General features: G+C 41.0%; 16 protein-coding genes. All 16 read right to left on the minus strand.

Going from position 1 to position 14,321, the window contains the following annotated elements:
* Positions 1-2: 2 nt before the first annotated feature.
* A complete protein-coding gene (locus tag AUF14_RS12920; RefSeq protein ID WP_016179330.1) occupies positions 3-356 on the minus strand; it encodes a PTS glucitol/sorbitol transporter subunit IIA in 354 nt (117 codons plus the stop codon).
* A gap of 27 nt (positions 357-383) precedes the next feature.
* Positions 384-1,457, minus strand: a complete 1,074-nt coding sequence (srlE, locus tag AUF14_RS12925; protein ID WP_048719177.1) for a PTS glucitol/sorbitol transporter subunit IIB — start codon at positions 1,455-1,457, stop codon at positions 384-386.
* 13 nt (positions 1,458-1,470) lie between these two features.
* A complete protein-coding gene (srlA, locus tag AUF14_RS12930) occupies positions 1,471-2,004 on the minus strand; it encodes a PTS glucitol/sorbitol transporter subunit IIC (RefSeq protein WP_049222088.1) in 534 nt (177 codons plus the stop codon).
* A gap of 18 nt (positions 2,005-2,022) precedes the next feature.
* Positions 2,023-2,400 carry a transcriptional regulator GutM gene (locus AUF14_RS12935; protein WP_016179327.1) on the minus strand — a complete coding sequence of 126 codons (378 nt, stop codon included), beginning with the start codon at positions 2,398-2,400 and terminating at the stop codon, positions 2,023-2,025.
* Positions 2,401-2,457: 57 nt separating this feature from the next.
* Positions 2,458-3,708, minus strand: coding sequence for an NAD(P)H-dependent oxidoreductase (locus AUF14_RS12940; protein ID WP_016179326.1), 1,251 nt, complete (start codon positions 3,706-3,708; stop codon positions 2,458-2,460).
* 525 nt (positions 3,709-4,233) lie between these two features.
* Entirely contained in the window at positions 4,234-4,875 is a 642-nt protein-coding gene (locus AUF14_RS12945; RefSeq protein WP_049222090.1) for an L-fuculose-phosphate aldolase, read from the minus strand.
* 53 nt (positions 4,876-4,928) lie between these two features.
* Positions 4,929-5,984, minus strand: coding sequence for a s-methyl-5-thioribose-1-phosphate isomerase (locus AUF14_RS12950; RefSeq protein ID WP_049222091.1), 1,056 nt, complete (start codon positions 5,982-5,984; stop codon positions 4,929-4,931).
* Between the two features lie 90 nt (positions 5,985-6,074).
* On the minus strand, positions 6,075-7,322 hold the full coding sequence (gene mtnK, locus AUF14_RS12955; protein WP_049222092.1) for an S-methyl-5-thioribose kinase: 1,248 nt from the start codon (positions 7,320-7,322) through the stop codon (positions 6,075-6,077).
* Positions 7,323-7,790: 468 nt separating this feature from the next.
* Entirely contained in the window at positions 7,791-8,816 is a 1,026-nt protein-coding gene (locus tag AUF14_RS12960) for an NAD(P)-dependent oxidoreductase (protein ID WP_016179322.1), read from the minus strand.
* Complete coding sequence (rhaD, locus tag AUF14_RS12965) at positions 8,809-9,654, minus strand: rhamnulose-1-phosphate aldolase (RefSeq protein ID WP_049221744.1); 846 nt, start codon at positions 9,652-9,654, stop codon at positions 8,809-8,811. Before rhaD ends, AUF14_RS12960 begins: the two co-directional genes overlap by 8 nt.
* Positions 9,655-9,679: 25 nt before the next feature.
* The gene (locus AUF14_RS12970) at positions 9,680-9,862 is read right to left on the minus strand and encodes a hypothetical protein (RefSeq protein WP_016179320.1); all 183 of its coding nucleotides are present in this window, start codon (positions 9,860-9,862) and stop codon (positions 9,680-9,682) included.
* 25 nt (positions 9,863-9,887) lie between these two features.
* Positions 9,888-10,583 (minus strand): L-ribulose-5-phosphate 4-epimerase, encoded by a 696-nt coding sequence (locus AUF14_RS12975; RefSeq protein WP_048719220.1) that lies wholly within the window; start codon positions 10,581-10,583, stop codon positions 9,888-9,890.
* A gap of 15 nt (positions 10,584-10,598) precedes the next feature.
* Complete coding sequence (locus tag AUF14_RS12980) at positions 10,599-11,660, minus strand: galactitol-1-phosphate 5-dehydrogenase (protein ID WP_016179318.1); 1,062 nt, start codon at positions 11,658-11,660, stop codon at positions 10,599-10,601.
* 21 nt (positions 11,661-11,681) lie between these two features.
* Entirely contained in the window at positions 11,682-13,103 is a 1,422-nt protein-coding gene (locus AUF14_RS12985) for a PTS galactitol transporter subunit IIC (RefSeq protein WP_048719223.1), read from the minus strand.
* 209 nt (positions 13,104-13,312) lie between these two features.
* Positions 13,313-13,615 (minus strand): PTS sugar transporter subunit IIB, encoded by a 303-nt coding sequence (locus AUF14_RS12990; RefSeq protein WP_016179316.1) that lies wholly within the window; start codon positions 13,613-13,615, stop codon positions 13,313-13,315.
* A 21-nt stretch (positions 13,616-13,636) separates the two neighbouring features.
* Entirely contained in the window at positions 13,637-14,095 is a 459-nt protein-coding gene (locus tag AUF14_RS12995; RefSeq protein ID WP_049219817.1) for a PTS sugar transporter subunit IIA, read from the minus strand.
* Positions 14,096-14,321 lie beyond the last annotated feature (226 nt).

Raw genomic sequence — 14,321 nt, forward strand, 5'->3', positions numbered from 1 at the left:
AACTAAATAATTTCGATCACGCCACCGACTTCAAAGCTTGGGAAATTGCCAGGACTGACAATGATTGCCCCTGGAAGGATTTCGCCAATTGCGTTACGAAAATAAATCGAAATATGTCCCAATTCTTCAAAATTCGCATTTGCTTGCGAACCTACCTCTTCGATCGTAAATTCTTGATCGCCGAATTTGATTTTTCCGCCGACCTTCAACGCATCCTTGGGCTGATCCTCGAACTCATGAATCACACAAATATCTTTTAATTCTGCCGTTGCAGAAGGACCAAACAAAATAACTAAGCGTTCTTCTTCAAAGGCTGGCACCATGCTGCCGATTTCAATAATTTTGGTTTTTACCATCTATCCATTCGCTCCATTCAAACAGTTTTAATACATTCCGAAACTAGCCAACCATGCCAAGATTACGGCAGTAAAACCAGTCAGCATCCGTCCATATAAAATCGCTGGCACTCCGATTGCTACGGTTTCCGGTTTGGCTTCACCTAATGATAACCCTACCGGAATAAAGTCACAACCTACATGAGCATTAATTGCAAATAATGCCGGCAATGCATACTGTACTGGAATTGAGCCATTGGCGATCTGGGTACCGATCAATACTCCGATAACCTGTGAGATTACTGCTCCTGGTCCTAAAATCGGCGATAGGATCGGAATACTACAGATCAAAGCCAACGCAATCATACCAGGCAGTGAACCAGCTAATGGTGAAAGAACTTTCGCCAACCAATCACCGATACCTGTGTAGTTAATGATCCCAACGATCATACTAATGAATGCCATGAAAGGAATAATATTTTTCAACAGCATATCTAACGCGTCGCGACCAGATTGGTAGAAGGTACTCATCACTCCGCCGATACCACGGGAGAAACGAACTAAGAAGCTGTCCTTTTTCGCTTGTTCTTCTTTATGCTCTTCTTTGATTTTTGAATATCTTTCTCTGAACTCTTCTTCAGACTCACGACCTTCATCTTGTTTTGTCACAATTTTTTCTGTCACGGCTGCTGATTCTGCATCCTGTGCATGAGCGTGATTAATCGCTGCCATTTGTTTTTCTTCTAAATTCGCCTCTTCTAAGATAGTTACATCTTCTGGACGGACCCCTGAAACAAAGATATCTTCCGTGATATGTTTAGATAATGGACCAGAAGGAGAAGACGGCAAAACATCCACTGTCGGAATGCGCTTCATCGGATATACACCGATTCGAGCCGTGCCGCCACAGTCAATTACGGCACATAGAGTTTCATCTTCTGGAATTTGATTCTTAAAGCCATCACAAGCCTCACAACCGGTTAAATCAGCAATTTGCTGCGCCACCGGATGAATACCTCCGCCTGTAACAGAAACAACTTTATTTTTTTGCTCTGATGGAACTAATGTTAGACCAACACCCCAACCTTTACTTCCAGGTTTTACAAATACTGTTTTGTACATTACGATTCCTCCTTTACGCAGTCGCTTTCTTCGCTTCTCTAGCCATCATGAATTTCGTTAGTCTTTCCGTAACAATTCCGCGAATCAGGATAACCACGATCCCTACTAAGAAATACCGGACAGCTAAACTTGATTGGCTAAATCCGGCTTTCGTTACGCCGTTGGCAATTCCTAAGTAAACAAAAAGCTCTCCGGCATTCGCATATGGAAATAGACCAGTAACTGGGTGAACAAAAGAAACGGCTGCATCGTAAAACGCCGGTTTTTCCTCTTCCTTAACAAATTTTCCAAAGGTATACGCCATTGGATTTGTCAGCATCAAAACAGCTAAAATCGGCATTAATGAATAGCGTAAAATCATATATTTCGAACAATAACGGATCGCTCTATCTACACGTTCTTCACCAATAAATGCAATAACTGAATAAGTAAACGTTAAAAGTACAATCAATAGTGGAACGATTCCAATCATGTAACCCATGAACTGTTCGCCGCCGGCTTCAAACATACCAATAAAGTTTTTCCCTGCCCATTCGATATATTTCATTATAAAATCCTCCTCTTTCTAGGTAACCGCTTCCAATTTTCGTGTGTAAATCTGCGATAATGCTTTTTCTGTTTGAGATGCGCCTTTTTCTTTTGCGACATTACTGTAATTAACCAATTGCGTTCCTTTATACGATTGGTCCTCTTTAAAACGTGCAAATATCGTCAAACCTTTACAGACATAACATTGAATAACTCTGCCTTCTGCATCCACAACTACCGCGACGATCGCTCGTAAAAGTCTTCCCTTTACGACCTCGGTATAAAACTCATACTCTGTACCTGCTTGTTCTGTCGTAATTTTTTTAATAAAACGCTGATAATATTTTACCTGAACAATGCTCAACAGGCTCTGGCTAAGCATCAAAACGATTAAAACAATTACTAAGCCACTCATAAGCTACATCCTCTCCAAAAGCAGACGAGGGTATCCCTCATCTGCTTTAAATTTGCCTTAATCACCAAACGTTGAATCCTGAAGCTTCCGTAAACGATAAACCGTCGTTGTTTCATCAATCTCAATATCATCATAGGTTAAGAAGGTTCCATCTTTGATATCACGCTTCGCTACAGAAGAACCACCAACTAAACCAATTGGTACATTATTGTTTTTCACCAGATCTGCATGGGTTTCTAACACACCGCGTACGCAATAACCGCCAATGCCATCAATTTTTTCGCCTGCTTTAATATCCTTTTTAGCTACCGCAACAGTTTCTGAAATTGGAGCACCTAATGGAACGATTGCATGATCGTGATTCAAGACTGCTTTTGCAATCGTAATCGGTGTTTCTAAGCTTGCTAAATGGTAGGGACGATACAAGATATGATGATCGCGATCACCCTTTTTCATCAAGTAACTTAACTCATGACGCGCACCGTCATTTTGACCTTTAACGATTACGAACACACCTGGCGCCAAGCCGTCAACATATTCAACAACGCCATATTTATCCAAGATACCGCCATTTTCCTTCAAGTCTAAATCCTTAATAACTGAATCCACATCTCCACTGATTCCGTGCATTCCTACTTTGTCAGGAATAAATCCAATCGCATTTGACAGTAGATTCATTTCAGCCATAGTCTTCGTACCGTCTTGGAACGCAGCTAACATATGGCTAGACATCTGTTTAGAATCCGCTTCTGCTTGCGCAGTATCTGGGTTTGCACCAACCTTCAGCTTGTTGTTCTTGCCTTTACCAGCAACTAAGACTTCCATCCCCATGCTTTTTGCAAATTCAAATAATTCTGTCGTAGCAGCCGGCTCATCACCGTCAGATCCTGTATACACTAAGTCTGCCGCATCGTACATTTTCTTCATCAATGGCCCAATTGTGATATCTACTTCCACATTTAGCAATACAATGTGTTTTTTCGCTAATAAAGTTTCTAATGAAATTTGGGCGCCAACTTCTGGGACACCTGTCGCATCAACAATAACTTCTACCTTGTCTGAATGAATGATTTCTTTAAAATCTGAGCTGACCAAGATATCCACTTTTTTCTCTGCACTTGCATTATAAGCATCCGCTGCTCGCTGCGCGGCATCCTTATTGATATCACTGATACCAGTCACTGCCATTCCTGGAATCGTCGAAATCTGAGCAATCATCCCAAAACCCATTTGACCTGCACCAATTACCCCAACTTTGATCGGTGCGCCATTTCTTTCTCTTTCCAAAAGCTTCCCATAAAGTGTCATTGTTACCCCTCCATACTTTTTTGACATATGACAACACATTTGACATATGCCTTAAATCACTTTTAGTATAACATCGCAAAAATAAGTGTCAACGCTTTCTTTTCACAAACTACCGTTTTCCACCAATCGGAACATATGTTACAAAAGTAAAAATTACCGTAAAAAACGTGATATATCAATATCTAAAGAATATTATCTATAAAATTGAAATAATTCAAACAATAAAAAAGTCACAATTGCACATTCTTAAAATAACAATATTAGAAAATAGAAAAGAGGTCCTAATTTAGAAATATAATAGAAAAGGAGATGAGCATGAAGGTTCGTTCACAATCTATCCAGAAGAAAAAAATTTATACATATAGGATGTTCAGCTATAAAAAAAATATTAGACCAATCAAAAATTCTCACAGACTATTTTAATTGTGAATAAACGAACAGCAAAATTTTCACTTGACCAATCTTTTATTTACTTCTACGAAAAACAAAAACCGCCGCCTTGACTCCCGTCAAAGCAGCGATTTATTATTGTTGCCCATAGGTTTCGAACTTTTCTAGAACTTCTTTCATTTGTTCTTGATTTAGTAGTTTTGGTGTACCAATGCATCGCGCTCGGTAATCGAGTTTAGCAATAAACTCGATGTCTTTCGCCACACCAAAGGCACTGGATAAGTCTGGGCCAATGGTCAAAACACCATGGTTGCCTAGCAAGATTCCGTTGTCTTCATGAATAAAGTTAAAGGCTTCCTCGGCTAATTCCCGAGTACCGAACGTTTTATACTCGCAGCAACGAATTTTCTCCCCTACAGAACCAATGATGTAATGCAATGGTTCAATCTCCTGCTGCAGACAGGCAAACGTCGTCGCGTATTCTGAATGAGTATGAACAACTGAGCGAATGTCTGGACGATTGGCGTAAAAAATACTATGAAGATCATATTCACTTGAAGGTTTACGATTGCTCTCCAACACATTGCCATGAAGGTCCATTAGTACAATGTCTTCTGGTTCTGTTTCAAAATAAGGAATGCCGCTTGGGCTAATCAGCATCGCTTCTTCTTCAGGTAGATAAATGCTGATGTTGCCGCCAGTACCTGTCGTTAATTTTTCAGTGATAAGTTTCTTGCCATAGTCAACGATCAGCTCACGCTCTTTTAAATGCTTCATCTTCTTCTCCTCACTGCTATTGATAATTCTATTTTTATCACGTAATCATTCAATCAATAAAAATTATTTTCCGGCTGCTCTTTGATATAGCGTTTCAGGTCATAGGGTGAAAAAATTCCACGATCCGTCACAACTGCTCCAATTAATTCTGGCGGTGTGATATCAAAGGAAGGATAAATGGCCTTGACCCCGGCTAAAGTATGCTTGATCCCATTTAACTCCATGACTTGTTCAGGATCGCGCATTTCGATTTTGATGCTTTCATGACTTGTTTTATCTGTATCTGGAATACCTGTAACAAAGTAAGGAATACCAAATTTTTGCGCCAAAATTGCGATTTGATACGTACCGACTTTATTGGCAATATAGCCATCTTGAGCGATCGTATCCGCCGCCGAAGTGAATAAATCGATTTTTTCATGCGCCATTAAATAAGCGATCATGTTATCAGAAACAACGGTTGTGTCAAACCCCATTTCTGCACAGCAGCTGGCAGTTAATCGCGCACCTTGCAGATATGGTCGCGTCTCCGCACAAAAGAAACGCAGCGTTTTGTTCTGTTCGATCGCTTCTCTCAGCAGCATCCCAATGATCGTTTCACCAAAGCATTGCGTCAGAACGGTTCCATTATCCGGGATTTTTTCGATCAAGTATTTAGCCACCTGATCCATTGTATAATAACGGCGATTTAAGGAATTGATCGTATTTTGCTTGATCGCTTCGGTTGGATCTTTCCCTTTGTCCAATGCTTGCTCTGCTACTTCTACACATTTTTCTGTGATCAGTGTCATGCGATTTGCTGTTGTCGGACGGGCGTTGGCAATCGTGTGAGATGCTTTTTTTAGATAAGCGATCTGTTCTTCTGGTGCGAAATCGCGGCTCTCTTCCGCCGCTAACGCCATACCCATACCTGCCGCAGTATAAGGTCCGGCACTTTGTGTAACCATGTCCGTAATCGCCTGCGCTACAGCTTGATGCGTTTCACACTCCACAAATTCGAGCCGCGTTGGATAAATCCGCCGATCCAAAATACGGACTTTCCCCTTCTCGTACCACGCGACATTCTCATATTGCAGCAATGTTGGCATCGTATAATCTTGTCTTTCCAAATTGTTCACCTGCTTCTGTTGAAGGAATCTTGTTCTAATACCTTTTAGTGCTGAACGTGCCGCTAAATTTGCAGCAATTCCTTATCTTTCTTAATTCTGCATACTAGGAAAAGCCGAATTGACAGCTTCGTCAATTCCAGCGGCTAGCTGACTGCCGCTAATAACATGTTGTCGATTAATAATTAATTGAATGCCTATTTTTAATAAAATCCGTTCAGCCGTGACCTTTTTATCAGAAGGAATCAAGGATAATTCCCTCACCTTTGAATCTCCTACCACGCGGCGAATGATCTCGGTTCCAGCATAGCCGATCGCATCTTCCATGATTTTTTGCAACATTATCTCCTTAAACGCGTGATTCCGATACAACGGAAAAGTCACTGCTTCATCGTAGACTGTCTCTAATTTTTCCTGCACCTGATCGTAAACAGCGGCAATCGTTTCCTTGCACCACTGGTGGAATTCTTGATCGCTCGTCGAATCAAATAAATTTTTAATCATTGGAAAATAAAGATGAGCCAAAACATTGCCGATATCATAGCCCGCTGGACCATAAAAGGCAAACTCTGGATCAATCACCTTTACTCCTGTTTGATTGATAAAAATCGATCCCGTATGCAGATCGCCATGCAGCAATGATTGGGCATTATTCATAAAGTTATGACGCAGCAATGCAACTTCTACTTGCAGCGGTTCATTTTCATATAGGTTTTCTCTGATAAAATCTTCATTACCTGCAGTCACGATATTCCTTTGCTTATAATCATCATATGGCTCAGTAAATACCAGGTCTTCACTGATATCGCACATTTCAGGATTGATGAAGTCTTTGACGCGCTGCTTCTTCACGTCGCGATCTAAGACCAAATCACTTGTTAAAAGTAACGTACGTGCTAAAAATTCCGCGATCTTTTCGCTAAAATCTGGAAAAATCTGCTTGTCAATCAATTCATAGCGCATATTTTGATAGGCTGAGACATCTTCCATTGTCAAAGCATACATCTTTTGGTCATAATAATAAACCTCTGGTACAAACTGCGGTGCCAATTCATTTTGCAGTCGTAATATTTCCGCTTCGATCCGGTTTCGCTCAATGTCTAATGGTCGCCCAGAAGAACGTAACAGGATATCTGCCTGCTTGATGATCAGACTTTCCTGTGTCGCCTGATTCACCACGCGAAAAACATAGTTGATATTCCCATCACCAATCTCCGATACTTCAATTGGTGTCCCTGAAGGAAAAGCGCCCAATCTTTCCACAACATATTGTTTGATCGCTTCCGTATCCATTAAAAAATGTTTTTGATACGCACCTGATTCCTTTGGTGTAAGCTTCATATTATCGCCTCATTCATTAAATTTCCCAGATATCTCCATGTAGTTAGGTGTTTTTCTAACCTGCAAAGGCAAGAAAAACTGACAGCTAGCTCATTACTGTTGTATTCATTTTTCAAAAAGCGTGAAAAATGGTTTTATTTTCGTACGCATATCATTTTTCTAACCTGCTAAAGCAGGAAGAAAAACTGACAGCTAGCTCATTGCTGTTGTATTCATTTTTCAAAAAGCGTGAAAAATGGTTTTATTTTCGCACGCATATCATTTTTCTAACCTGCTAAAGCAGGAAGAAAAACTGACAGCTAGTTCATTACTGTTGTATTCATTTTTCAAAAAGCGTGAAAAATGGTTTTATTTTCGCACGCATATCATTTTTCTAACCTGCTAAAGCAGGAAGAAAAACTGACAAAAACACCCATCTAAAAGTTTACATTTAAAATTGTTAAATGCAACTCTTAGATGAGTGAAAATTCACGCTTTTCCTAATATTCGATTCATTTCTACTTGCAATAATTGCGGCGAACGGTCTATCGCGTCGATGGTGTCTCCTGCAATATGTGAAGTGATGACTACGTTGTCCAATGCTAACAAAGGCTCATCAGAAGCGATTGGTTCTTCCCATAGAACATCGATACCCGCTCCCGCGATCTGATTTTTCGTCAAACAGTCAAGTAAATCTGCTCGATTAATAATATCCGGTCGCGCGGTATTAATCAAATAGGCACTGGGCTTCATCAAACGCAACAACGAATGATTAATCAAATTCTGGGTCTCTGGTACTACTCTCAAATGTAGAGATACTAAATCTGAATCACTGAAAATCTCCTTCAAGCTTTTTAATTTGATTTGATAGCCTTCTTGATCTAGGCTGGCTTGATCGATAAACGCATCATAAGCACTGACCTCCAACCCTAAAGCAGTTAAGCGTTTAGCAACGATTTTTCCAATATGTCCTAATCCCACTAGCCCGACTTTTAGATTGGAAAAGGAAGTTTTGTATGCATCGTTTGGAAAATTCTGCGGCCAATTTCCCTGCTTTACTTGAATAGCAGAAGCCGCGATATTGCGAACAGTCGCATACATCAAACCAATCGTAAAATCCGCGACTGGTTCCGCATTTCGAATAACATTGATTACCGAAAGTCCAGGTCTCTCTTTCACTGCCTCCAGATCAATATGCTCTAGTCCACCTCGGCAGGTGCCGATCATCTTTAGCTTTTTTGCTTGAGCTAATAGTTTTCGTGAAACAGGCGCCAAATGTACGAGCAAATACTCGGCCTCTGCTACTTCTGCCAAGATCTCAGCAGACCATTCAAAACCATTCGGTCCATCATGTTCCAGAATTTTGATAACTTCGCGAAATTCTGACCGTGTTTTTTCAGACTGCCACTCGAAGCTTTGAATAATAACGGGCTCTTCAAGTAGTAGTCCTTTTGCAGCATTTGCCAAATTTGCTGCTGAAACGAAAGGATCACCAATCACGACTACCTTAGTCACTGCGCAGACCTTCTTCCAATAAAATCCCGGATTTCGGTTTCACGTGAAACTTTTCTGCTAAATCTAAAAGCTGCTGGTCTGTGATCTGCTGCTTAATTTCTTGTTTGGCTGAGCAAATTTGCAGATAGATTTTAGCAGCCTTTTCCGCCGTTTCCACTAGACCAAAAGCATCGTCCATCGTTTGACCGGCACCCATAATTCCATGATGCGGCCAAATCACAATTCTAGAATTCTGCATTTTGTCAGCTGAAGCTGCTCCAAGTTGTCTCGTTCCTGCAACCATCCAAGGAAGAACCGACACCCCATCTGGAAAAACGACTAAACATTCTGTGATCATTTGCCATAGCGTCTTAGTGAATTTCTTTTCGTCTAGGTCGTGAATAAACGTCATCGCCGATATAGCCGTCGCATGAGTATGCAAAATGACCCGATGCTCTGGATCTTGTGCAAGACGAACTTCATGACATTGAAGATGTGACGCCAGCTCACTCGTTGGCAAATCACCACCCTCTAGTCCCCACAGCAGCTCATACCTGTCGCCTTCTGCACTTATTCGAATGATGGCTAAACTATCAGCGGGATTCTTTTGAATATTTTTGAAATATTTGCCTGATCCTGAAACGAGAAATAGCTCACCTGCTAAGCTTTTTACAGTAAAATCCAATGGAATAGTTCTTTTAACCTGATCACTATCGAGATAATATTGAACCTCCTCTTGCGGCAGGCGATAGCTGATATTTCCACCATTTCGCTCTGCCCAGCCGTACGCCCATAATTGACTGGTGGCTTCACACATTTCTTTGATAAAAGGAGCTTGATTGATCTCATGAAGTTTCACTTTATCATCCCCTGTTGACTATAGATTAGAGGAGAATCGTAATTAGTCGTGCCACGATCATAAAGGCCACACCTAACACACCATGAATCAGATACGTTTTGCTCTTAACAACATCGCCATTCGCTCCAATCACGAGTTTTTTTGCGCCATCAAAAAAGATTTTGATAAAAAAGGCCAATCCAATCAAAACAAACAAATCGCTAATCATCGTAATCCTCCTCCCAAATTAATAACTACTTTTGCCCATAATAAGCATTTGCTCCATGCTTACGTAAATAATGCTTGTCCAAAACACGTTGTGGCAGCTCTTCAGCAAAGGAATTTAATTGCCGCGTCAGCAGGTTCATCTTACAAACCTCCTCCAATACTACGGCATTCATCACGGCACTATGAGCATCCTTGCCCCATGTAAATGGCCCGTGACCATGAAGCAGCACTCCTGGAACCTCTAAGGGTTTTATTTCCCGTTGCTTAAAGGTCTCTACGATGACACAGCCCGTTTCGTGTTCATAGCCTTCATCGATTTCATATTGACTCAAAAAACGTGCACATGGAACAGACCCGTAAAAGGTATCCGCATGGGTAGTTCCCATTGCCGGAACGTCTAACCCTGATTGTGCCCAAGCAGCTGCCCACGTTGAATGGGTGTGAACAATCCCACCAATTTCCGGAAACTCTTTATATAAGACTGCGTGAGTCGGTGTGTCAGAAGATGGATTCAATCGTCCTTCGATCACATTGTTTTCCAAATCGACAACGACCATATCCTCCGCTGTCATTTCTTCATAGCTGACACCGCTGGGTTTGATCACAAAATACTTCGTCTCAGGATCATAAGCACTGACATTGCCCCAAGTGTATTTAATTAAACCTTGTTTAGGTAAATCTAAATTTGCTTGAAATACTTCTTCTTTTAATTGTTCTAACATTGATTCGGCCCTCTCTTACTCTGGATTGACAGCAACAACGATTTTGTTATAGGCAAGCTCGCGTTTGAACATCTTAGGCAGCACCTCTGGCAAATCGTTTAAGGTAATTTCATTACTCACCATTTCCTTGAACTTAATTCGACGTTTAGACATTTCTTCTAATGTCGCCTCCCACGCGCGGCCAGGATAAGGTGCCGTATAGGAATTCCATGAACCGGTAATGGTTAACTCTGCCCGCATGATTCGTTCTGCCTCGTGCTCTGATAATGGCAGATCTTGGTGAGAGATTCCTACTAATACGACCGTTCCGTGCTTACGTGTAATCAAAAGTGCCTGCTTCTGAGTGAATTTACTACCCGCAGTCTCAATTACGACATGGACCCCTAAACCTGTTTCTGCCTTGATTGCAGCTTCTAAATCTTGCTCTTTGCTGTTGATTGTTACATCCGCGCCCAAATTCTTTGCTAAAGCCAATTTCTCATCAAAAATGTCGACTGCAATCACTTTTTTCGCGCCAAATATTTTTGCGATTTGGATGGCAAATTGACCAATCGGTCCGCAACCAAGCACCGCTACAGTGTCGCCAACCTTCATATTCGATCGCTGCATCGCATGCCAGCTAATCGTTGCCGGCTCTACCCCAGCTGCTGACAACAAATCCAAATCCTCCGGCATTACCACACAATGCTCTTCTGGAACTTTCACGTATTCTGCAAAGGCCCCATTACTGCCGGTACCGATTATGTTATAATTATCACTGAGACCGTAAGACCCTTCTTTTGTATATTCAGAATTTGGGTCTGGGATCAGTGGTGCAACTGCGATCTTATCTCCGACTTGAACTTTAGTGACCTGTGATCCTACCCGATCTACAGTACCGCTAAACTCATGTCCTAAAATGAGCGGATACATTCTTGCACCATCTTCTAAGTTTGCGCGGGGCACATCTGAGCCACAGATCCCCGCGTAAGCGACTTTAACTAATACTTCATCTTCACCAATATCGGGAACATCCACTTCTTGAACTTCCAACACACCAGGTTTTATCAGCACACTTGCTTTCATCTTTTTTGTCATGATTTCTTTCATCCTTCTCTATTAAGCTACCTTTGTTTTGCCTTCAGGGATCTCACCACTATTTTTCGCTGCAGCTCGTTCAACATAGCCATAAAAAGCTTCTTTATTTTTACGGAATAAGAAGTAAACAACAAAATAAGCGACAATCGTTAAACCAATCCACAATGGATTCTGACTTAAAAAGGCCAGGAAGATCAGCCCAAAAATCGGTTTTCCTAAGATATTAAAGCTGGTAACCATCAATGCGCCAGCCGGCAAAGTAACCCCTACAGTTTGTGCTATTTCAGTAAACATTGGCGCAGTGTATGAACACATATATAATCCTAAACTGAACCAGATCACACCATTTAACAATGTCTTCGCAATATTTCCATTCGATAAGCAGACTAGCGCCTGAACCATGTATGGAATCGCTAACAAGTCAACGACTGGTAATGTTTGATTTCCAGGTAAGATCATTGCGATGAACACCATGATCGGAATTAAAAGAATTCCTGAGATCAGCGTAGCAGGTTCACCATAGCCAGTCGCATCATTTACTCCTAGATACCATTCTCGACCTTCATTATTGCCACGAACGTTTTTACTAGCTGCTTGTGAAATCGGGTTGAAGGCTTGTGAGAAGATTCCCGCCACTTTCGGAAAGATTGCCATTACCGCACTTGTTGCGATCGCTACTTCTGTGATTTGTCCCCACGCCGATAATTCCGCTAAGTTGCTGATATTTCCTAAAATTCCTAAAAACAGACCTAAGAACAATCCTAATGAGATCGGTTCACCTAAAAAGCCCAGCTTCTTCTGCAACCCTTGAGGATTTAAACGAACTTTATGCAGACCAAGCATATTCCAAATCGGGTCCATTATTAAGGCAAAAATTCCCGGCTCAATATTATGCATCGCGATGATCGTACAATTGGGATAATGATAATAGCTGGACCATCTTCTGGCTAACATTTCTGACAATAACAGACTGTACATATTCAATAAGCACATCAGGACAACGGCTAAAATCATGTTTTTCGTAGCCAAATATACCATCGAGCCCCAAACCATGTAAGAATAGTTATTCCACAAATCAGAAGGCTGGAACACATTCGTCCATTTGACTAAGAAAAGAACGGTTTGTAACACTAAGGCAATCACTAAGTAAATCATGCCCGCTTCTGTCGAATAGGCAACTAAAGCCGTCGCCTGCCAGCCTACGTCAAATGCTGGCAAATTGATTCCGGTTTGATCGACCATCTGTTGTACAACTTTAGAAATAATCGGAGTGTAGGAATTCAAAATCAAGGTGAAACCCATCAAACCTACGCCTGCATATAAACCAGATAAAAATGCCTTTTGAGTCTTCACTTTTAATACTTTGGCAACAACAAAAATCATTACTGGAACAAAAACAGCCGATCCAAACGTATCAAAAACGCTCTTTAAAGTTTCTAACATCTCATTACTCCTTTTTCGTTTTAATGTATTTATTTTTCTTTCTGAAAAATAAGTCTGATTCTCAAGCCGTATACTATTCCTCTAATGCGCTAAAGCGCAAAGGGGAACTAGCATCCTTTTTCGTTTTAAGGTATTTATTTTAGTTCTGCCAAATACTGGCAAAACAAATTATCTTCGCAAGAAACCAAATACAACCTTTTCTCAAAAGCTTATTTTTCTAATGCTAACAAGACCTCATCTACTTCTTCCAAAAACTCATCTTCGCCAAATCCAGTTAAAAAGCCAATTGCGTTCACTACGGGAATACCATAATCACCATCAGGTAGCGGACTCGTATAGGTAATAAAATCAAACTTACCAGTCTTCGCTAACGACAATGCTTCATTAGGATTCGCTTCTGTCGTATCAACGATATAGCCTTTTTCCTCCAACGTTTCTCTTAATTTTTCCGCCACCATTGAAGATGTCACTGTTCCTGATCCACAAACCGACAATACATTGTATCTTTTCATTACTGCTTCCTCCTTTTTTCTTTATGCGATTTCTAACTCCATTTTTTCCACAATACTATACATTTCTTCTACAGATGACGCTCGCTCCAACCGCTTCAACGTTTCGACATCTTGAAAAAGCCCCATCAATTTGCTGAGCATTTTCACCTGTCCATCTGGGTCCTCTACGGCCATTAAGATTACTAACGATACACGAACCTTTTCTTCTGGATTAATCATTGAACAAACCTCGATGGGTTCTGCTAGGGTCGCGATTGCTAAAGCGGATTGATACACATGTTCACGATCCGTGTGAGGAATCGCAATCCCGTAATCCCCCATCTGCAATCCAGTCGGAAAGCCCTTCTCTCTTTCTAATACCGCGGGAACATAGGTTGATTTGACATAGCCTAATTCTTCCATTTTTTTCCCTAAGAACGTAATCATCTCTTCATAATCTTGCGGCTTCATTTTGCTAAAAAGCAACTCACGTTTGATCACTCGATCCCTCCTACTTCTGTTGTTTTGCTTCTTGCTTACCCAAAAGATAACACGGAAACGCTTTCTTTTAAATTTCTTTTGAACTCATTTTTTACTGAACCTATTCCTGAATATTTGTATGACTTGCTGAAAACGTTGATTTCACAAGCGTTTCTCCTTCTGAAATAATTGCTGAAATAGGCAGATAATGCAAAAATCCCATTCGTGAAATGAATGGGAAATCGTT

This window comes from Enterococcus avium (assembly GCF_002891025.1).
Taxonomy (GTDB): Bacteria; Bacillota; Bacilli; order Lactobacillales; family Enterococcaceae; genus Enterococcus_A; species Enterococcus_A avium.

Bases quoted from the DNA above. Each gene is read 5' to 3' on its own strand.
- AUF14_RS12920 (WP_016179330.1), bottom strand. From the start codon at position 356: ATGGTAAAAACCAAAATTATTGAAATCGGCAGCATGGTGCCAGCCTTT.
- srlE (WP_048719177.1), bottom strand. From the start codon at position 1,457: ATGTACAAAACAGTATTTGTAAAACCTGGAAGTAAAGGTTGGGGTGTT.
- srlA (WP_049222088.1), bottom strand. From the start codon at position 2,004: ATGAAATATATCGAATGGGCAGGGAAAAACTTTATTGGTATGTTTGAA.
- AUF14_RS12935 (WP_016179327.1), bottom strand. From the start codon at position 2,400: ATGAGTGGCTTAGTAATTGTTTTAATCGTTTTGATGCTTAGCCAGAGC.
- AUF14_RS12940 (WP_016179326.1), bottom strand. From the start codon at position 3,708: ATGACACTTTATGGGAAGCTTTTGGAAAGAGAAAGAAATGGCGCACCG.
- AUF14_RS12945 (WP_049222090.1), bottom strand. From the start codon at position 4,875: ATGAAGCATTTAAAAGAGCGTGAGCTGATCGTTGACTATGGCAAGAAA.
- mtnK (WP_049222092.1), bottom strand. From the start codon at position 7,322: ATGAAGCTTACACCAAAGGAATCAGGTGCGTATCAAAAACATTTTTTA.
- AUF14_RS12970 (WP_016179320.1), bottom strand. From the start codon at position 9,862: ATGATTAGCGATTTGTTTGTTTTGATTGGATTGGCCTTTTTTATCAAA.
- AUF14_RS12975 (WP_048719220.1), bottom strand. From the start codon at position 10,583: ATGTTAGAACAATTAAAAGAAGAAGTATTTCAAGCAAATTTAGATTTA.
- AUF14_RS12980 (WP_016179318.1), bottom strand. From the start codon at position 11,660: ATGACAAAAAAGATGAAAGCAAGTGTGCTGATAAAACCTGGTGTGTTG.
- AUF14_RS12985 (WP_048719223.1), bottom strand. From the start codon at position 13,103: ATGTTAGAAACTTTAAAGAGCGTTTTTGATACGTTTGGATCGGCTGTT.
- AUF14_RS12990 (WP_016179316.1), bottom strand. From the start codon at position 13,615: ATGAAAAGATACAATGTATTGTCGGTTTGTGGATCAGGAACAGTGACA.